Origin of the sequence: Pseudomonas sp. CFBP13508 (assembly GCF_005233515.1) — a bacterium.
GTDB lineage: Bacteria > Pseudomonadota > Gammaproteobacteria > Pseudomonadales > Pseudomonadaceae > Aquipseudomonas > Aquipseudomonas mercuritolerans.
Genome location: NZ_QFZZ01000003.1, coordinates 299,461 through 318,309, shown reverse-complemented (window position 1 = coordinate 318,309; position 18,849 = coordinate 299,461). Strand labels below are relative to the sequence as shown.

The following is an 18,849-nucleotide window of genomic DNA, read 5'->3' as shown; positions in this document are numbered from 1 at the left end:
TTGCAGCCCTCACCCCAGCCCTCTCCCGGAGGGAGAGGGAGCTGATCTCCGTGCTTTTCAAACCTGAGTTCGACTGGATATCTCAGGTCAGTGTATGACCCAAGAGCAACACAGTCGGCCCCCTCTCCCTCCGGGAGAGGGCTGGGGTGAGGGGGTAGCGATCTAAAGCTCAAGCACCCGATCAACCAACGCCTCAACCTGCTCCTGCCTTTGCGCCTGGTTCAACTTCGCCTGCGGATTGAGCGACGACCACTGCGGATGCGCCCGGGCCTTGCCCAAGGCCTCGGGCAACTTGCCTTCGCGCCAGGTTTTATCCACAGGCGTGGCCACCTGAATGCTGTCCATCGCCGCATGCCCACGCTGATCGAGTGCCAGCAACAACTGGCGCTGGCGCAACGCCAACAGGCGCAGCACGGCGTCATCCACCGTCAATTCCCGCTGGCCTTTGATCTTGCCGAGCAGGCGACTGCCATAACTGCGCGCCGTTTGCAGCGCGCCACCGGCAATCGCGCCGGCCAGTGCCGCTGCGCCGAGAGTAATCCCGCCGACCAGTAAATCCACGCCAGCCCCGGCCGCCGCACCGGCAGCAACGCCGCCGCCGACGCGCACGCCGAGTTGTTTCAGGGTTTCCGGATTGAACAGGTCATCGCCCCAGCGCCCGTCGAGCAACGGCAAATCACTGGCCGCCGCGTCCTGCGGGCGAAACGCGTAGAGCTTGAGCAGCGCCTCAACGCACTTCTGCTCACGCTGGCGTACAGCTTTGCGCAGTTCGCTGATCGCCTGCTGTTCCTGCTCGGCTTCGCTGACCACACTGCGCCGGCACGCGGCGCAATCGATCAGCAATTCGGCAATCAGGCGCGCGGCACTTTGCTGGCGCGCGAGGCGCTGCGCCTGCTGGTCGGCGATCAACCGCTCCAGCTGCGGCCGGGCGTTTTCCAATAGCAGGGCGAGGCTTTCGTACAAGCGCCGCTCGCCATCCTCGGGCGGTGCGACGCTGTCGAAACGTACCAGCGCATGTAGCCCCAGCCGCGCCAGCGCCTCGCGCCAATCGGGTTCGCGATGGTTGGCGCTGCTGACGAAATTCAGCACCGGCAGCAGCGGCTTGCCGCAACTGGCGAGCACTTCCAGTTCGTCGCGGTACTTGGCCAGCACCGGCTCGCGGGCGTCGATCACATACAGACCGGCGTCGGAGGCGAGCAACTGCCGCAGTACCTTGGCTTCCTGTTCGAAACGCTGGCGCGCCTCGCTGCCGTCGAGAAACCGCGCCAGCCGCGCCGGGCCGTCGAGACGTTCGCCGGGGCGTTCCAGACGCTCGAGAAAATCCAGCAGGGCGATCGCATCTTCCAGCCCCGGCGTGTCGTACAGATCGAGCAACGGCTCGCCATCCACCGACAAGCGCGCGCCTTCGACATGTCGGGTGGTGCTCGGCCGGTGCGAGACTTCGCCGAAGCCGACATCGCGGGTCAGCGTGCGCAGCAGCGAGGTCTTGCCGACGTTGGTGTGGCCGACCACCGCAAGTTTCAGCGGGGCCTTGCGTGCATCAGTCATGTCCGCTCTCCAGCCAGTTCATCGGCGCGCAATCGGCAAATGGCAGTTCCAGCTGTTGCAGCGCCGCGTGCCAGTCACCCAGACGTTGCCCGTCCAGCGCTTCGCCAGGCGGCGCTTGCAGCAGCCAGATCCGAGTGGCGCCGGCGTTGCGCGCGAGTTCGGCGATCAATGCGAGGCTGCCGCGATCCGGCGAACGTCGTGGATCGCAAGCGATGGCCAGCCGCGCCGGCGGGAAGCGACTGAGTTGTTCGAGCAGTTTGTGCCGCGATTCGCGACTGTCGAGGATGCCTGCGTTGCTAACGTTTTTCGGCAGCGCGGGTGGCCACGGACGCTGTTCGTCCAATTCGATCGCCACCAGCAGCGCGCCTTCACTGGCCAGTTCGCCGACGTTGCTTTCGACGCGATGCAGTTGCGCCGGCTCCGGGTCGTTGACGCCGAGGCGCTCGCTGGTTGGCATCAACCGTTCGCGCAGTTGCGCGTAGCCGGGCAGGTTCAGATCCAGGCGCAGCGCGGCTTTGCCGCTGTTCCAGCGCCACAGGCACAACAGCGCGAGCAGCAGGCGCGGCAGCACGCCGAAGACCACCAGTACACCGACCAGCCAGGTCGCCCAGGCCTGTCGTGCGCTTTCGATGTCGAGGGCACCGTCGCCGCTGGCGCGGATCATTTCCTCGGTCGGCACGTTGAAACCGAGCAGCGCCGGCAGATAGCCGAGGGCTTGGGTGAGGTGGATAAAGGTGTCGGCGCCGAGGATCGTGGTTTCCCAGACAAAGCCGTAGCGCCGCGTGGCCATCAGCGTCAACAGCAGGATCAGCGCGCTGAGCATTGCCAGCAACCACAGGCCATTGACCAAGGCGCCGAGTGCCCAGCGGTTGAGTTTCTTGCGTTGCAGCAACAACAGCAGGGCCGGCGCCAGTTGCGCGGCTTTGGCGTCGCGGGCGAATTTTTCGCTGAGCCACAGCCACAAGCGCCCAAGGGTGGCGCCGTGCTCGCCAGCGAAGACCAAGCCCAGCGCCCAGCTCAGTAGCAAAATCAAATTGATCCCGAGCAGACTGCCCAAGGCCCAGAACACATTCACCGGCGTCTGCCCGAGCGCGGCGAAGGCCAGGCCGGCGCCGCTGAGCACGGCGAAAATCATCAACAGCACCAGCGCCAGGCGCGCGCCTTGCAGCCAGTGCCTGAGCGCGGCGGTCAGTCCGTCGCGCTCGGCCAGCCATAGCGCCCGGCGCGCAATGCGGCTCGGCAGATCGCCGCCAGCGGTGCGGGCCAGACGATTGGCTTCCAGATCATCCAGCGGCCCCGCGTGTTCTTCGCGCAGGCGGATGGTTTCGGTGAGCCAGAGGTTTTGCAGTGGAGTCAGTTCAGTCACGCGGCGTCCCGTCGCTAAATCGAGCGCTGAGCATAACCGCTGTGGCGCTTATCGGGGTAAGCGCGGCTCTGGTATCCTCGCCGCCATGACTAAATCACTGCCCCTCAGCCTGATCGCAGCCCTCGGTGAAAACCGCGTGATCGGCGTCGACAACAGCATGCCCTGGCACCTGCCGGGGGACTTCAAATACTTCAAGGCGACCACGCTCGGCAAGCCGATCATCATGGGCCGCAAGACCTGGGATTCGCTCGGCCGGCCGCTGCCGGGGCGCTTGAACATCGTAGTCAGCCGCCAGACCGATCTGCAGCTCGAAGGTGCCGAGGTCTATCCGTCGCTGGAAGCCGCCGTGGCCCGCGCCGAGGAATGGGCGAAAGCCCAGGGCGTTGATGAACTGATGCTGATTGGCGGCGCGCAGTTGTATGCGCAAGGGCTGGCGCAGGCCGATCGGCTGTACCTGACCCGCGTGGCGCTGAGCCCGCAGGGGGATGCGTGGTTTCCGGAGTTTGATGTGCACCAGTGGAAACTGGTGTCGAATGTTGAAAATCCGGCGGTTGAAGATAAACCCGCGTACAACTTCGAAGTCTGGGAAAAAGCCTAAAAGATCGCAGCCTTCGGCAGCTCCTACAGGATGTACGCATCTCCCCTGTAGGAGCTGCCGAAGGCTGCGATCTTTTGATCTTGCTTTACATCACGCCTGAGCCAACTCGGCATGCTCATCAGCATCCAGCAATGCTTTATCCGTCTGCTGCATGACCTGACTGGTTATCGCCCCAGCGGTAATCGAGCCACTCACGTTCAACGCGGTGCGGCCCATATCGATGAGCGGCTCCACCGAAATCAGCAACGCCACCAGTGACACCGGCAAGCCCATTGCTGGCAGCACGATCAGGGCGGCGAACGTTGCGCCGCCGCCAACTCCGGCGACACCGGCCGAGCTCAACGTGACAATCGCTACCAGTGTCGCGATCCACAGCGGATCCAGCGGGTTGATGCCGACCGTTGGTGCCACCATCACCGCCAACATTGCCGGGTACAGGCCGGCGCAACCGTTCTGGCCAATCGTTGCGCCGAACGAGGCAGCGAAACTGGCGACCGACGACGGAATGCCCAGACGACGGGTCTGCGCTTCGATGCTCAGCGGAATGGTCGCCGCGCTGGAGCGGCTGGTGAAGGCGAAGGTCAGCACCGGCCAGATCTTGCGGAAGAAACGCAGCGGGTTGATCCCGGCGGCCGACACCAGTACGCCGTGCACGACGAACATCAGGCCCAGGCCGATATACGACACCACGACGAAACTGCCGAGCTTGATGATGTCTTGCAGGTTGGAACCGGCGACCACTTTGGTCATCAGCGCCAGCACACCGTACGGGGTCAGCTTCATCACCAGACGCACCAGACGCATCACCCAGGCTTGCAGGGTGTCGATGGCGTTGATCACTTTCTGACCTTTCTCGACGTCGTCCTTGAGCAGTTGCAGTGCGGCGACCCCGAGGAACGCGGCGAAGATCACCACACTGATGATCGAGGTCGGCTTGGCCCGGGCCAGGTCGGCAAACGGGTTCTGCGGAATGAACGACAGCAGCAATTGCGGCACATTCAGGTCGGCGACCTTGCCGGCGTAGTCGTTCTGAATGGTTTGCAGGCGTGCCATTTCCTGCGTGCCGGCGACCAGACCTTCAGCGCTGAGGCCGAACAGGTTGGTCAGGCCGATGCCGACCAGCGCCGCGATAGCGGTAGTGAACAGCAGCGTGCCGATGGTCAGGAAACTGATCTTGCCCAGCGACGAGGCGTTATGCAGACGGGCCACGGCGCTGAGGATCGATGCGAAGACCAGCGGGATTACGATCATCTGCAGCAGTTGCACGTAACCATTGCCGACCAGATCGAACCAGCCGATCGAGGCTTTCAGCACCGGGTTGCCGGCGCCGTAAATCGTGTGCAGCGCTACGCCGAACGCCACGCCGAGGATCAGTGCAAGCAGGACTTTTTTCGCCAGGCTCCAGGTCGTATGGCGGGTTTGCGCCAGGCCGAAGAGCAGGGCGAGGAACACCAGCAGGTTGAGAATCAGCGGTAGATTCATGAGGACTCCAGAAAAGACTGTGCCAACAGCCATCCGGGGCTGCTGCGAACCGGCAAGCCTAACAGCTTGATTTGCAATGATTTAATACCAAAATGGCAGGGCGTCCGTCGTTTTTGGAATAAGAGCGTGTCGCTGTCGGCAATGCAACTGGCGCGCAGGGGACGCAGGCGGTCGCTGACAGGTGAGGGTTGTCACACTGATTTGTTAGCGTCGAACTCTTTGCATCGGGGAGTAGCGCTATGAGAATTGCACGCACGTTGTTGGCTGTGGCACTGGCGGCTGGCCTCGCCGGCCAGGCATTTGCCACGGACCTCAAGCATTGGCCGGCAGATCAGGCCAAGGCGCTGGACGCGATGATTGCCGCCAACGCCAACAAGGGTAATTACGCGGTGTTCGACATGGACAACACCAGTTACCGCTACGACCTCGAAGAATCCTTGCTGCCGTTCATGGAAAACAAGGGCCTGATCACCCGTGACAAGCTCGATCCGTCGCTGAAACTGATGCCCTTCAAGGACACCGCCGAGCACAAGGAAAGCCTGTTCAGTTATTACTACCGGCTCTGCGAAGTCGACGACATGGTTTGCTACCCATGGGTGGCGCAGGTGTTCTCCGGCTTCACCCTCAAGGAGCTCAAGGGCTACGTCGACGAGTTGATGGCTTCGGGCAAACCGGTGCCGGCGACGTATTACGAAGGCGATGTGGTGAAGAAACTCGACGTCAATCCGCCGAAGATCTTCACTGGCCAGCAGGAGCTGTATAACAAGCTGATGGAGAACGGCATCGAGGTCTACGTAATGACCGCCGCCTCAGAGGAACTGGTGCGCATGGTCGCGGCGGATCCCAAGTACGGCTACAACGTCAAACCGCAGAACGTCATCGGCGTTTCACTGCTGCTCAAGGATCAGAAGACCGGCGAGCTGACCACCGCGCGCAAACAGATCACTGCCGGCAAATATGACGAGAAGGCCAACCTCGGCCTGGAGCTGACGCCTTACCTGTGGACCCCGGCAACGTGGATGGCCGGCAAGCACGCGGCGATCCTGACCTATATCGATGAATGGAAAAAACCGGTACTGGTCGGTGGCGATACCCCGACCAGCGACGGCTACATGCTGTTCCACGATGTCGACGTGGCCAAGGGCGGCATTCACTTGTGGATCAACCGCAAGGACAAGTACATGACCCAGCTCAATGGCATGATGGCCAAGCACGCGGCCGCGCAGGCCAAGGAAGGATTGCTGGTGACGGCGGACAAGAACTGGGTGATCGTTAAACCGGAAGAAATTCAATAAGCCCTATTTCAGGCTCTACAGGCCAAACGGGCTTGCTTGCGAAGCGGTAGTCACCAGTAACGATATCGACTGACGACAAACCTTCGGAAACGAGCCCGCATTCATCGGCATGTGGGAGTGGATACAAAATCAGCTTTTTTCGCGATCTCGGGGGGGAGGGTTTGGTGAGCGTGAGTTTGCTTGGGCTGCTTTAAGTGACTCCTGTTTCCAAGTGGGCCACTGCTCTACCACGCGGCGGGACTCATTGAGGTAATTGATGAAATCTTGCTTGTTGCTGGTCATATTAGTTTTCCTCTATGTACCTTGATAGCAGAGCTGCAGCTATGGTTTCACGTTCCATGTACGAACAAGGCAACATCTGGGTCCGCAATTTAGCATCTGATTCTTTCCAGTCAATGATTTCACCTTGGTCGGTTTTCCGAATTACTGGATAGCCGCTACCGAGATTTGTTGAGAATAGATTAAAAAAGCTCCTTGGTCCAACCCCTATAAAAGGCTCAAAAATGACATTATTGCTTTCTTTGTCTAAAGATATTGAATCTGAGTGAAATTCTAACGCTTTGCTCTTCGGATAAGGTTCTACATAAATGACTCGTTGTATTCCAGCTGCCACGATATGCTTGGCGCAGTTGTGGCATGGAAAAGTAGTGCAATATAAATGACTGCCCGCAGTGCTTATTCCAGATCTAGCACTAGACAGAAGAGCCTCCATTTCAGCGTGAACAACTCGGCCGTACTCCGTAATATCTTTTATTTTGCTATTTTTTATGAGGGGGCTTAATTCTTCTCGATACCGTTCGGGGACGGCTTCTATTATTCCTTCTATAATTAATCTTTTCTGTATCGCATTCGAGTCCTCTCCTTTCATGTAGTCTCGGCCGTCGGCGATATCAACAATTTCTTGCGTTTTTTCGTCGATATCTGGCCAATACAACCCTCCATGTGCTTTAGGGACATCATTGGCGCCTGTTGAAATAATGCAACGGCTTTTTGTCAGCACAGCGCCAACTTGGCGAGAAAGATCTGCAGATCTTAATGATGCGGAGAATGCCATGAACATTGCATATTCGTCGAATGTTGGCGTGATGTACGGTTTCCCAAAGAGAAGATCTAAAATTCGCCAAATCTGTTTCTTTAAGGAGTCGGAATTGCCATTGTAATCGATGAAGAAGTCCGAAAGGTGATAAGTGTCACGAGTGTGCTGTCCGTACTCTTCCCTTTCGTCTGCATCTCGTTCAATAAGCTTCGATGCTTGCTCTTTGGACATGGATTTATCTTTAGTCAAATATTCATGTCTGCGCGTATGGTCAGCATGGACACCGATCAAGAAAAAGCCATCTGAGTATATTTTTCTTAATTTTTGAACTTCGGCAGGGCTTTTTAACGAGTTTACAATAAAAGCATTCCGCCGAAGCGGCTCCTGTTTTCCTCTCGATTTATTTATTTGGGCCGCAGCGCCTAAAGCTAAAATTGAATTATCTTGGCTTTCTTTTCTTAGTCTATTTCCTTCCTCCATATATGAGCTGATCCTCTCAAATTCATGACTGCTCTTAGAGGGGTTTCCAATGTTTGCAATTATGTCAGTTGAGATTTTTATGATGCGTGTTTCGTACTTGAAAGTTTTTAGTCTGTCAGTTATTAGCTTTGAAACTTCAGGTAGGTCTGTGCCAATTGTACCGACAAGCCCAATGATTAGCTCTGAGTCGGAGTAGGTGTCATCTATGAAATAGGCATTCTCTGATGTGTCCGTGGTTGATAGTTCTTCTAAAATCTCTTTGTTTTCTTCTGAACGATCTGTTTTGTTGTTCTTGCTTTGGTCTTCAGTGTTTAATAGTGGTTCTACTGATAACTTGAGTTTGTGTGCTGAGTGGGCCTTTCCTTGGAAATGAATTCTCCCTGTAGAGGGGTACCAGTTTAAGCTCCCTTTACTTTTGGTTTTAAATTGATGTTGGTTTTCATTTATTTCTCTCCATTCTCCCGCTGACGAGATTGGTTCTAATTTTTTCTTTAACTCGTCGATTGTTCCGTCAAAGCGCATGCTCAATCCTTTATACGAGAATTATATAAAGTGGCAAAGATCGTTGCCGTGGCTCCGAATGCCAATTGCGATCAACATAGCGCTTCGAGGACTTATTGGCTAGATGCACCGTGAAACTTTTTTGTAGAATATTTTTATGGCGCCTGCGGGGGTGTTTCTTGTGATATATGTCGGATTTTGTGCTCGGAAACAAAGTGTCAGCAAGTAGGAAATTTTTCCTTTGTATTGTGAGGTCTCGATGCGCTTATAGAAGGGTTTTGTATTTCGAATTAAAACTTGCCATGAAAGCTCTCGGAGCCGACCTTACGTGATGGGTAGCGTGCCCCGGTGTCATCATAAAATTCTAAATGTCTTTGAGAGCCAAAGATTACTTAGATGACTCTGTATGGGAATGCTTTCCATGCATTGGGCAGATATCTATTCCGTGCCAAACGGCGATTAATCGATTAACAAAAATGCCCCGCACTTGGCGGGGCATTTATTGTACGACGGTTAAGCCTTACAGCCCGTCGAGCATCGCCTTGTTGCGCACAGCACCCTTGTCGGCACTGGTCGCCAGCAGGGCGTAGGCCTTGAGCGCAGTGGTTACTTTGCGTGGGCGCACTTCAACCGGTTTCCAGCCTTTCTTGTCCTGCTCGGCGCGGCGTGCCGCCAGTTCTTCGTCGCTGACCAACAGGTTGATCGAGCGGTTCGGAATGTCGATCAGCACCTTGTCGCCATCCTGCACCAGACCGATCGCGCCACCGGCCGCAGCCTCTGGCGAAGCGTGGCCGATCGACAGGCCGGAAGTACCGCCGGAGAAACGCCCGTCGGTGAGCAGCGCACAGGCTTTGCCCAGACCTTTGGATTTCAGGTAGGACGTCGGGTAGAGCATTTCCTGCATGCCCGGGCCGCCTTTCGGGCCTTCGTAGCGAATGATGACGATGTCGCCTTCCTTCACTTCGTCGGCGAGGATGCCGCGCACGGCGCTGTCCTGGCTTTCGAAGATTTTCGCGTTGCCTTCGAAGACGTGGATCGACTCATCAACCCCGGCGGTTTTCACCACGCAACCGTCCAACGCGATGTTGCCGTACAGCACGGCGAGGCCGCCTTCTTGCGAATAGGCGTGCTCGAAGCTGCGGATGCAGCCGTTTTCACGGTCGTCGTCGAGGGTTTCCCAACGGGTCGACTGGCTGAATGCGGTCTGGGTCGGAATGCCCGCAGGACCTGCCTTGAAGAAGTGATGCACCGCTTCATCGCTGGTCTGGGTGATGTCCCACTTGGCGATGGCTTCTTCCATGCTGCGGCTGTGCACGGTCGGCAAGTCGGTGTGCAGCAGGCCGCCACGGGCCAGCGAACCGAGGATGCTGAAAATGCCGCCGGCGCGGTGCACGTCTTCCATGTGGTACTTCTGGATGTTCGGTGCGACTTTGCACAGCTGCGGCACGCTGCGCGAGAGACGGTCGATGTCGCGCAGGTCGAAATCGATCTCGGCTTCCTGGGCGGCTGCGAGCAAGTGCAGGATGGTGTTGGTCGAACCGCCCATGGCGATGTCGAGCATCATCGCGTTCTCGAACGCCTTGAAGTTGGCGATGTTGCGCGGCAGAACGGAGTCATCGTCCTCGCCGTAGTAACGCTTGCACAGCTCGACGATGGTGCGCCCGGCCTGGAGGAACAGCTGTTCGCGGTCGCTGTGGGTGGCCAGAGTCGAACCGTTGCCCGGCAAGGCCAGACCCAGTGCTTCGGTCAGGCAGTTCATCGAGTTGGCGGTGAACATGCCGGAGCACGAACCGCAGGTCGGACAGGCGCTACGCTCGTACTCGGCGACTTTCTCGTCAGAAGCGCTGGAGTCGGCGGCGATGACCATGGCGTCGACGAGGTCGAGACCGTGGGAAGCGAGTTTGGTCTTGCCGGCTTCCATCGGGCCACCGGAAACGAAGATCACCGGGATGTTCAGGCGCAGCGCGGCCATCAGCATGCCCGGGGTGATCTTGTCGCAGTTGGAAATGCACACGATGGCGTCGGCGCAGTGGGCATTGACCATGTATTCGACGGAGTCGGCGATGATCTCGCGGCTCGGCAGCGAATACAGCATGCCGTCGTGGCCCATGGCGATGCCGTCATCGACGGCGATGGTGTTGAATTCCTTGGCCACGCCACCGGCGCGTTCGATTTCGCGGGCGACCAGTTGACCCAGGTCCTTCAGGTGCACATGCCCCGGGACGAACTGGGTGAACGAGTTGGCGATGGCAATGATCGGCTTCTTGAAGTCGTCATCTTTCATGCCGGTGGCGCGCCACAGTGCGCGGGCGCCGGCCATGTTGCGGCCGTGGGTGGATGTTTTCGAGCGGTAATCTGGCATGGAGCACTCCGGGCGGCTAATCACGTACTAAAGGGGAGTGAGCTTCTGTTGACCTCTGAAACACCCGAAAAATGGCCGTGTGTCCGGAAGCTGCCGATGACGTTGCGGGATCGCCGCTGGTCTCAGCCTGAGCTCATAAACCCGCCGGGGATGAATGGCGATGAATGAGGCGATTCTACACCGCTGGCGTCGCGAGGGAATGGCGCAAGCGTTGTTCCCCCGCTGAAGAGGCACGCGGGATGACGACTGGCAGGATCAGTGGTCGCCTCCCGGCATCACCGGATTGCTGCGCAGGTTGCTGACGCGACGGCCTATCACGCTGTTGAGCAACAGCGATACGCCGCTCAACACCACGAAGCCGTAACCCAATGTCGCCTGCAGGTTGGCCGGGCCGAGGCTGATCAAGGCGCTGACCAGCCCGCCACAGATAAAGATGATGGTGCTGCCAGCGGACGCCGATGCGCCGGCATTTTCGGCAAACAGGCTCATGGCGCGGGAGGTGGCCGGTGGCCGTGAAATGGTCGTGCCCACCGTGCAGATCAGCATCGGAATCAGCACCGTCGCCGCTGACAGATCATGATTGGCCGCCAGATAGAGCATCACCAGCCCCGAGAGCAGGATCAGACTCAGCCCGGTGAGAATCTGCTGTTGCGCATTGATATGCCGATTCAGCACGCTGGCGAACACGCCGCCGAAGACATAGGCGGCGCCGTAGATCAGCAGGATCAAGGCGAAATCGTAAGGTGCCATCTGCAGCTGCTCCATGAAGATCAGCGGCGAAATGACAATGAAGGAAAAGTGGCAGGCGAAAGCGAAGGCGGAAATCAGCCAACAGCCGACAAATTCGAAATTGCTCAGGACGCGCTGATAGGACTGGAGGAAGCCAAGGCGGCTGGGATCATGAGGAGGACGGCTGTTATCGAGCAATCGCCAGGTCTTGATCAGAACTGCTGCGGCCAGGGCGATGAAGACCCAGAAGCTGCCGCGCCAGCCGAGCGTGGCTTGCAGAAACGTACCCGCCAGTGGCGATACCGAAATGAAGATGCCTGTTGCGGTGACCATCAGGATTCGCAGGCGATCGCGCTCGTTGCCTTCGAACAGATCCTGCACCAGAGCCTGGGACAGCACGAAACAACCGCATCCCAGTGCCTGCATCACCCGGAAAATCAGGAACAGCGTGTAGTCATTGCTCAGCGCGCAGCCAAGCGCGCCGAGCAGCGACACGCTCATGCCGGCAAGCAGCAGACCTTTGCGCCCGATCACATCGGACAACGGGCCGATCAATAGCTGGGCAAATGCGATGCCCACGGCAAACAGACTGATCGACAGGGCGATGTCGTTTGGCGATCGGCCAAAATGTGCTGCCAATGCCGGAAAGGAAGGCAGCAGCACATCCAGTGGAAACACGCCAAGCAGGGTCATCGCCAGCAGCAGGCTGACGGCTGCACGCTGTTGTCGACGGGTAACTACAGGGTTGTGTTTATCCATCGATCAATCCTGCCTTGGCGAAAAGTGTCCGGTTATGGGGCAGTGCAAAAAAACCCGCTTTGTGCAGGGCTTCAAGCGTGGGCCTGGAGCCAGCACGGGCGCGGGCGCGCCTGGCCTGCATCGTGGTCATGCCGGCGACAATCTCAAGCGCGTCGCTATCGGCAATACCGGCCGAGCGCAGGCTTTGTTGCAGCCAGCTTTCATCGGCTTCAAAGAAAATCGAAATGATCTCCACCAGCGTCTTGCTGGCGAACAACCGCTGGCGACTGTTCATCGCGATCCAGAAATAATGGAAAGCTTCGGCGAAATAGCGGCTGTGCCTGGCTTCGTCGGCCAGGTGATCGCGCAACATGTCGTTCACGCTGCTGACCAAAGTATCGCGGCAGGCCTCCAGCAACTCACGGGCAATGATCGTTTCCGAAACGAACCCAAGCAGGAACCAGGCCAGTGCGCGGTTCTTCTCCGGCGTGCGCGCGATCAAGGCGTTCATGCGGGTGATCCGCCTCGGAATGACGGGGCGCCGGGTGATGCTGTAGAACGCGGCGATCTGCTCGGCAATCTGGTTGGAAAACAACGCGTGATAGCCCTCGTCGGTATACAGCTGCAGCGCTGCATGTTTCATCGGCAGCGGAATGTAGATGGGCAGTTCGCGATGCACGATGACTTCCACTGCGCGGTTGACGATGCGGTGTTCAAGCAGGGTGGTGTAGTCGAGGAAGTACACCAGATGATTGGCCGTCAGGCGATGCAGGGTGTCCCGACCCTTGGCCTGAATGGCCGGGTGCGTCAGATAGGGCAGAAACGCCGGGGGGAACCAGTAGCGTGTCTGCAGTTGCTGCTCGACATCGCCTGGTAGTCGATAGTCATGGGTACTGCAGCGCACCGATGCACGGTTGTCCCAGTCTGGAAGGGTAAATTTGAGCGACCATGAAACCGGCGCTTCGCTCTCATCCATCGTCGGGGAAATCATGACGCTACCCCGCTCAGCAGATCACGCATTTCCTGGCACATGGCCTGGCCATCGCTTTCTCCGCAGCCGACGAAGAACAACGGTTGCTCGGCGCTGCCCGCGATGCCGAGCAGGGTTTCAACCTGCGCGTCGGCGAACGCGCCGGTCAGCCAGGTGTTGAGCCCCAGCGTTGTTGCGACCAGTTGAAATGTCTGCGAGAGATGGCCGGCCTCGATGAATGCCATGCGGTAGGCGCGTGAGTGCTCGTACTTCCACCAGAGACGATCAAACCTTGCAGTAATGAAGACGCCCAGCGGCAGGTTATTGATGAAATGCTGGCCACCGAGCAATTGACCCAGTTGCGGATCGGGCAGCGCATTGATCCGACTCAGAGCGTGTTCGGCAGGGTGGTAAGCGTAGACGCCGGGTTCCAGCCCGCTGACATTCTGCGCCAGAAGAAAGCCCTCACAGGCATTCAGTCCGCCACCGGACGGGCAGCTTCGGCGGGCCTCGAGTCCTGGCGCGACAGGATCATCGTGGGCATTTTCGCGCGGTGGCAGATAGCCGAGGGTGAAATACAGCAGCTTGCCCACCTCGTCCAGTGTCACCGCCGCACCGGTGTAGGAACGGCAGGTTTTGCGCTTGAGCAATGCCCGAGTCAGGCTGTCATCGTCCATCGCTCCCGGCTTAGGCAGGGAGATGAGCGCCTCCACAGGCTGCGGCGACCTGGAGTGTGGAGGTTCCGGCTTTGCCAGCACTTCGCTGCAATGCGCCAGATATTGCCTCGACCACTCGTGAATGTTCTGTGGAATATACTCACAAGGAATATTTTGTGTGCCGATGTGATAGATCCTGGATAGTTCATCCCAACCCCATTCCGGGCTGTCTATTTTTGCAATGGTTAGAATGTCTGCGTCCAGAAGTTGTTTGTCTATTATGTTGTCTGGGTCAAAAAGGTCAGGGTTGTCTATAAGTTTCGCAAGGCGATTGGAGTATTCAAGGCCAAGCTCGTGTTGAGTGTGGTTTTTGTAATTCCACACAACTTGGCCAGGTGGGCGCGGCAATATAAATAGAAAAGGATTGATATACATTTGTTCAGGTCACTCAGGAGTAGTCTGAAGGACGCCGCAGTGCCGGCATTCTGCGGCGTCCAGACTTACTTAACGTACGTTGGCTGCAACTAGAAAGGCGAGGTTGGCGATTTTATTTGTTTCCAGATAAATGGTTTTCATGATGTGAACTCCTTGTTCATAGAAAGTTGAAGTCGCTTCATGGCGACAACTTCATAATAGTTTGTAATCGAATATTGGCAAGAGGATATTAAGTAGGAATATTCCAGTAATTTTGTCGGAGTGATCTTGTGCTAATGACTTATTGTGTAGGTTAATTTTCCATAAATAGCGGACACAAAGAAACGTCCTGCAAAGCCGACGGAAATTATTGTAGGAAAAGTTTCAAGCACTCATGGTGAGTGTGAATAAGCGAGGGAAGGGCGTCGCAAATGAAACGGGGAGCCTGTGGCTCCCCGTGTTCAACCGCAATCAGCTATTGGGCAGCAGACGGCAGGTGATGCTTTTGATATAGCGGGTTTCAGCAATGGCCGGATGCACCGGATGATCCGGACCCTGGCCGCCACGCTCGAGCATCTGGATATTGCGGTCCAGATGACGGGCGCTGGTCAGCAGGATGTTCTGCAGATCGTCTTCCGGCAGGTGCATGGAGCACGAAGCACTGACCAGAATGCCGTCCTTGGTCAGCAGGCGCATGGCTTGCTCGTTCAGACGACGGTAGGCGCCTTCGCCGTTCTTCATGTCTTTCTTGCGTTTGATGAAGGCCGGCGGATCGGCAACGATTACGTCGAAACGTTCTTCGCTGGCTTTGAGTTCCTTCAAGGCTTCGAAGACATCGCCTTCGATGCAGGTCATCTTGTCCGCGAAGCCGTTCAGTGCAGCGTTGCGCTCGACACCGTCAAGGGCGAACGCAGAGGCATCGACGCAGAACACTTCGCTGGCGCCGAACGCAGCGGCCTGCACGCCCCAGCCACCGATGTAGCTATAGAGGTCGAGCACGCGTTTGCCTTTGGCGTAAGGTGCCAGGCGTGCGCGGTTCATGCGGTGGTCGTAGAACCAGCCGGTTTTCTGGCCTTGAATGACCGGCGCTTCGAACTTGACGCCGTTCTCTTCCAGCGCGACCCATTCCGGCACCAGACCGAACACGGTTTCGACGTAACGGTTGAGGCCTTCGGCGTCGCGGGCGGCGGAGTCGTTCTTGAACAGAATGCCGCTTGGCTTGAGCACCTGGGTCAACGCGGCGATCACGTCGTCTTTATGCGCTTCCATGGTCGCCGAGGCGATCTGCACCACGATGATGTCGCCGAAACGATCGACCACCAGACCCGGCAGCAGGTCGGAGTCGCCGTAGACCAGACGATAGAACGGCTTGTCGAACAGACGCTCGCGCAACGAAAGTGCGACATTCAGGCGATGCACCAGCAGCGACTTGTCCAGTGCCAGTTTGATGTCGCGCGACAGCAGGCGCGCGCAGATCAGGTTGTTCGGGCTCATGGCGACGATGCCCAACGGCTTGCCGCCAGCGGCTTCGAGCACCGCCTGATCGCCGGCCTTGAAGCCGTGCAGAGGCGTGGCGGCCACGTCGATTTCGTTGCTGTAAACCCACAAGTGGCCGTTGCGCAGGCGACGGTCGGCGTTGGCTTTGAGGCGCAGGCTAGGCAGGGACATGACGTCGCTCCGGAAAAAAGAGCGGGAGTATAGCGTGTTGAGGCGTGCTCCGGTCTGGCCTGCGATGAAAAGCGGATGGCCCCTTCGCGAGCAGGCTCGCTCCCACACTCCCACACTCCCACACTTGGAATGCATTCACCTGTGGGAGCGAGCCTGCTCGCGAAAGCGATTTCAGCTCTTATGCAGCCAGTGCGTCAATCAGGGCCTGGCTGAACGCCGGCACATCATCCGGCTGGCGGCTGCTGATCAGGTTGCCGTCCTTGACCACTTCCTGATCGACCCAGTTCGCACCGGCATTGACCAGATCGTCCTTGACCGTTTTGTAGCTGGTCATGGTCTTGCCGTTGACCAGTCCCGCCGAGATCAGCAACCAGCTGCCGTGGCAGATCACGGCAATCGGCTTGCCCGCCGAAGCGGCAGTCTTGACCAGATGCTGAGCATCCTGATCGATACGGATGGTGTCGGAATTCTGCACACCGCCGGGCAGCAGCACGGCATCGTATTGATCGACGCTCACAGCCTGGAAGGTGTTGGTGACGGGGAAGTCGTCGGCCGGTTTGTCATGGTTCCAGCCTTTGACGGTGCCGGCCTCGGCCGACAGGATATCGACCTGCACGCCGGCCTGCTCGAGGGCATCCTTGGGGCCGGTCATTTCGACCTGTTCGAAACCATCGGTAACCAAAATAGCGACGCGTTTGCCATTGAGGGAAGTTGCCATCGGTAAGCTCCTGAGTCTGTGGAGATTTTGCCATCGCAGCGGATCATTGAGGTCCGATGCGCCCTACAGAGTCCGAAGCCTGTGCACAGATGAAAGTTCCGGCGATGTGCCCATCGGTGTGTCGCCCTGCCGTTTCAGCGGTTAGAATCGCCGCCTGTCCCAGAGTGTGTACTTATGTCCCAAGAGCTGACCACCGAACAGATTCAACAATCGCTGCAAGGCATCAGTGTGCCGGCGCAACCGCAGATCATGGTGGATCTGCAAATGGAGCAGTACATGCCCGACCCGGACCTGGAGGTTATCGCCAAACTGATCTCCCAGGATCCCGGTCTGTCCGGCGCGCTGCTGAAAATCGTCAACTCGCCGTATTACGGCCTGAGCAACAAGATCACCTCGATCCAGCGTGCGGTGAACCTGTTGGGCAGCCGCTCGATCATCAACCTGATCAACGCGCAGTCGATCAAGGGCGAGATGAACGATGACACCATCGTCACCCTCAACCGTTTCTGGGACACCGCGCAGGATGTGGCGATGACCTGCCTGACCCTGGCCAAGCGCATCGGCACCCAGGCCGGTGACGAAGCCTATGCGTTGGGCCTGTTCCACGATTGCGGCGTGCCGTTGATGCTGCAGCGTTTCCCCAATTACATGACCGTGCTGGAAGAGGCCTACGCCAGCGCCAGCCCGGAATGCCGCGTGGTCGATACGGAAAACCGTGTGTTCAACACCAACCACGCCGTGGTCGGTTATTACACGGCCAAGTCCTGGCGCCTGCCGGAGCATGTCAGCGCCGCCATCGCCAATCACCACAACGCGCTGGCGATTTTCAGCGACGAATCGTCGAAAAACAGCCAGCTGAAAAACTTGCTGGCGATTCTGAAAATGGCCGAGCACATCTGCGCCTCCTACCGGGTGCTGGGCAACCAGAGCGAGGATTTCGAGTGGAATGCGGTTGGCCCGCTGGTGCTCGATTACGTCGGTCTGTCGGACTACGACTTCGAAACACTCAAACAAACGATTCGCGACCTCGGCGCGCATTGATCCGAGGACACCATGCCTGAACTGCCGGAAGTCGAAACCACCCGTCGCGGAATTGCCCCGCACCTGGAAGGCCAGCGGGTCAGCCGGGTCATCGTCCGCGACCGGCGCCTGCGCTGGCCGATCCCCGAAGACCTCGATGTGCGTTTGTCCGGGCAGCGCATCGTGCTGGTCGAGCGCCGCGCCAAGTACCTTTTGATCAACGCCGAGATCGGCACGCTGATCAGCCATCTGGGCATGTCCGGCAATCTGCGCCTGGTCGAGGCCGGGTTGCCGGCGTTGAAGCACGAACACGTCGACATTGAACTGGAATCGGGACTGGCCCTGCGCTACACCGACCCGCGACGCTTCGGTGCGATGCTGTGGAGCAACGACCCGCTCAATCACGAACTGTTGATTCGCCTCGGGCCGGAGCCGCTGACCGATCTGTTCGATGGCGAGCGCCTGTTCCAGCTGTCACGTGGGCGCTCGATGGCGGTCAAGCCGTTCATCATGGACAACGCGGTGGTGGTCGGGGTCGGCAATATCTATGCGACCGAAGCGCTGTTCGCCGCCGGCATCGATCCGCGCCGCGAAGCCGGGGGCATCTCCCGCGGGCGTTACTTGAAACTGGCAATCGAGATCAAACGCATCCTCGCCGCCGCCATCGAGCGTGGCGGCACGACGTTGCGCGATTTCATTGGCGGTGACGGTCAGCCGGGATACTTCCAGCAGGAACTGTTTGTCTACGGCCGCGGCGGTCAGCATTGCAAGGTCTGCGGCACCGGCCTGCGCGAAGTGAAGCTCGGTCAGCGCGCCAGCGTGTTTTGCCCGCGCTGCCAGACCTGAAAAAATCCTTGGGTCTATAGTGAGAAGTCTCACTGCGCAGCCCGAAGGATCGTGCCATGAAAGTTCTGCAAGTCCTTTTCGTCAGTCTGCTGCTGAGTTCCTGCCTGGCTGTTCAGGCCTCGGAAACCGGCAGCGGTGATCCGCGTTACACCATCCAGAATCCTCCGGCCTACGCCATGCTCGGCGACCTGCTGATTGCCCGGCCCTTGCTGGTGGTGGCCACGGTGATCGGTGCGGGGGCGTTCGTGGTGTCGTTGCCGTTTACCGCACTGGGCGGCGGTGTTGGCGATGCCGGTCAGGCGCTGGTGGTCGACCCGGCGAAAGCGGCGTTTGTGCGGTGTCTGGGGTGTACAGGGGAGGGGTTTGAGCAGCGCGAGTGAGCTGATCGGGTTTCAGTGGTGTGGCTGATGGCCCATTCGCGA

The 18,849-nt window shown here is 58.4% G+C and carries 15 protein-coding genes; 5 read left to right on the top strand and 10 right to left on the bottom strand.

Annotated features, from left to right (window positions below):
- Window positions 1–162 precede the first annotated feature (162 nt).
- Together PspCFBP13508_RS09825 and PspCFBP13508_RS09820 are read right to left on the bottom strand one after the other, a co-directional pair.
- Window positions 163–1,548 (bottom strand): GTPase/DUF3482 domain-containing protein, encoded by a 1,386-nt coding sequence (locus tag PspCFBP13508_RS09825; RefSeq protein ID WP_137214331.1) that lies wholly within the window; start codon window positions 1,546–1,548, stop codon window positions 163–165.
- Window positions 1,541–2,914, bottom strand: a complete 1,374-nt coding sequence (locus tag PspCFBP13508_RS09820; RefSeq protein ID WP_137214330.1) for a DUF2868 domain-containing protein — start codon at window positions 2,912–2,914, stop codon at window positions 1,541–1,543. Before PspCFBP13508_RS09820 ends, PspCFBP13508_RS09825 begins: the two co-directional genes overlap by 8 nt.
- Before the next feature lie 85 nt (window positions 2,915–2,999).
- Here PspCFBP13508_RS09820 and PspCFBP13508_RS09815 point away from each other — a divergent pair, with 85 nt between their 5' ends.
- On the top strand, window positions 3,000–3,512 hold the full coding sequence (locus tag PspCFBP13508_RS09815; RefSeq protein ID WP_137214329.1) for a dihydrofolate reductase: 513 nt from the start codon (window positions 3,000–3,002) through the stop codon (window positions 3,510–3,512).
- Between the two features lie 90 nt (window positions 3,513–3,602).
- Here PspCFBP13508_RS09815 and PspCFBP13508_RS09810 read toward each other — a convergent pair whose 3' ends face one another.
- Entirely contained in the window at window positions 3,603–4,994 is a 1,392-nt protein-coding gene (locus tag PspCFBP13508_RS09810; protein ID WP_137214328.1) for an L-cystine transporter, read from the bottom strand.
- Between the two features lie 239 nt (window positions 4,995–5,233).
- On the opposite strand from PspCFBP13508_RS09810, the gene PspCFBP13508_RS09805 reads away from it, so the two are divergent.
- Window positions 5,234–6,289, top strand: a complete 1,056-nt coding sequence (locus PspCFBP13508_RS09805; RefSeq protein WP_137214327.1) for a haloacid dehalogenase-like hydrolase — start codon at window positions 5,234–5,236, stop codon at window positions 6,287–6,289.
- 283 nt (window positions 6,290–6,572) lie between these two features.
- Here PspCFBP13508_RS09805 and PspCFBP13508_RS09800 read toward each other — a convergent pair whose 3' ends face one another.
- From PspCFBP13508_RS09800 to PspCFBP13508_RS09770, 7 genes are all read right to left on the bottom strand, one after another.
- Complete coding sequence (locus PspCFBP13508_RS09800) at window positions 6,573–8,327, bottom strand: anti-phage dCTP deaminase (protein ID WP_178084482.1); 1,755 nt, start codon at window positions 8,325–8,327, stop codon at window positions 6,573–6,575.
- Window positions 8,328–8,826: 499 nt separating this feature from the next.
- On the bottom strand, window positions 8,827–10,668 hold the full coding sequence (gene ilvD, locus PspCFBP13508_RS09795) for a dihydroxy-acid dehydratase (RefSeq protein WP_137214326.1): 1,842 nt from the start codon (window positions 10,666–10,668) through the stop codon (window positions 8,827–8,829).
- 255 nt (window positions 10,669–10,923) lie between these two features.
- Window positions 10,924–12,156, bottom strand: coding sequence for a multidrug effflux MFS transporter (locus tag PspCFBP13508_RS09790; RefSeq protein WP_137214325.1), 1,233 nt, complete (start codon window positions 12,154–12,156; stop codon window positions 10,924–10,926).
- Entirely contained in the window at window positions 12,149–13,126 is a 978-nt protein-coding gene (locus tag PspCFBP13508_RS09785; protein ID WP_130911245.1) for a diiron oxygenase, read from the bottom strand. The genes PspCFBP13508_RS09790 and PspCFBP13508_RS09785 overlap by 8 nt, the downstream gene beginning before the upstream one ends.
- Window positions 13,123–14,196: a SagB family peptide dehydrogenase gene (locus tag PspCFBP13508_RS09780; protein WP_137214324.1), complete on the bottom strand. Its 1,074-nt coding sequence runs from the start codon at window positions 14,194–14,196 to the stop codon at window positions 13,123–13,125. Before PspCFBP13508_RS09780 ends, PspCFBP13508_RS09785 begins: the two co-directional genes overlap by 4 nt.
- A gap of 450 nt (window positions 14,197–14,646) precedes the next feature.
- Window positions 14,647–15,843: a class I SAM-dependent rRNA methyltransferase gene (locus PspCFBP13508_RS09775; protein ID WP_137214323.1), complete on the bottom strand. Its 1,197-nt coding sequence runs from the start codon at window positions 15,841–15,843 to the stop codon at window positions 14,647–14,649.
- 178 nt (window positions 15,844–16,021) lie between these two features.
- Entirely contained in the window at window positions 16,022–16,561 is a 540-nt protein-coding gene (locus tag PspCFBP13508_RS09770; protein ID WP_137214322.1) for a type 1 glutamine amidotransferase domain-containing protein, read from the bottom strand.
- A 228-nt stretch (window positions 16,562–16,789) separates the two neighbouring features.
- Here PspCFBP13508_RS09770 and PspCFBP13508_RS09765 point away from each other — a divergent pair, with 228 nt between their 5' ends.
- From PspCFBP13508_RS09765 to PspCFBP13508_RS09755, 3 genes are read left to right on the top strand one after another with little or no spacing between them, the layout of a single operon-like run.
- Window positions 16,790–17,602, top strand: a complete 813-nt coding sequence (locus PspCFBP13508_RS09765; protein WP_161984078.1) for an HDOD domain-containing protein — start codon at window positions 16,790–16,792, stop codon at window positions 17,600–17,602.
- Between the two features lie 12 nt (window positions 17,603–17,614).
- Window positions 17,615–18,427 carry a bifunctional DNA-formamidopyrimidine glycosylase/DNA-(apurinic or apyrimidinic site) lyase gene (gene mutM, locus PspCFBP13508_RS09760; protein WP_016772703.1) on the top strand — a complete coding sequence of 271 codons (813 nt, stop codon included), beginning with the start codon at window positions 17,615–17,617 and terminating at the stop codon, window positions 18,425–18,427.
- Window positions 18,428–18,483: 56 nt separating this feature from the next.
- On the top strand, window positions 18,484–18,807 hold the full coding sequence (locus PspCFBP13508_RS09755; RefSeq protein ID WP_130911240.1) for a multidrug transporter: 324 nt from the start codon (window positions 18,484–18,486) through the stop codon (window positions 18,805–18,807).
- Window positions 18,808–18,849: the final 42 nt, after the last annotated feature.

Bases quoted from the DNA above. Each gene is read 5' to 3' on its own strand.
- PspCFBP13508_RS09825 (WP_137214331.1), bottom strand. From the start codon at position 1,548: ATGACTGATGCACGCAAGGCCCCGCTGAAACTTGCGGTGGTCGGCCAC.
- PspCFBP13508_RS09815 (WP_137214329.1), top strand. From the start codon at position 3,000: ATGACTAAATCACTGCCCCTCAGCCTGATCGCAGCCCTCGGTGAAAAC.
- PspCFBP13508_RS09810 (WP_137214328.1), bottom strand. From the start codon at position 4,994: ATGAATCTACCGCTGATTCTCAACCTGCTGGTGTTCCTCGCCCTGCTC.
- PspCFBP13508_RS09805 (WP_137214327.1), top strand. From the start codon at position 5,234: ATGAGAATTGCACGCACGTTGTTGGCTGTGGCACTGGCGGCTGGCCTC.
- PspCFBP13508_RS09800 (WP_178084482.1), bottom strand. From the start codon at position 8,327: ATGCGCTTTGACGGAACAATCGACGAGTTAAAGAAAAAATTAGAACCA.
- ilvD (WP_137214326.1), bottom strand. From the start codon at position 10,668: ATGCCAGATTACCGCTCGAAAACATCCACCCACGGCCGCAACATGGCC.
- PspCFBP13508_RS09790 (WP_137214325.1), bottom strand. From the start codon at position 12,156: ATGGATAAACACAACCCTGTAGTTACCCGTCGACAACAGCGTGCAGCC.
- PspCFBP13508_RS09785 (WP_130911245.1), bottom strand. From the start codon at position 13,126: ATGATTTCCCCGACGATGGATGAGAGCGAAGCGCCGGTTTCATGGTCG.
- PspCFBP13508_RS09780 (WP_137214324.1), bottom strand. From the start codon at position 14,196: ATGTATATCAATCCTTTTCTATTTATATTGCCGCGCCCACCTGGCCAA.
- PspCFBP13508_RS09775 (WP_137214323.1), bottom strand. From the start codon at position 15,843: ATGTCCCTGCCTAGCCTGCGCCTCAAAGCCAACGCCGACCGTCGCCTG.
- PspCFBP13508_RS09770 (WP_137214322.1), bottom strand. From the start codon at position 16,561: ATGGCAACTTCCCTCAATGGCAAACGCGTCGCTATTTTGGTTACCGAT.
- mutM (WP_016772703.1), top strand. From the start codon at position 17,615: ATGCCTGAACTGCCGGAAGTCGAAACCACCCGTCGCGGAATTGCCCCG.
- PspCFBP13508_RS09755 (WP_130911240.1), top strand. From the start codon at position 18,484: ATGAAAGTTCTGCAAGTCCTTTTCGTCAGTCTGCTGCTGAGTTCCTGC.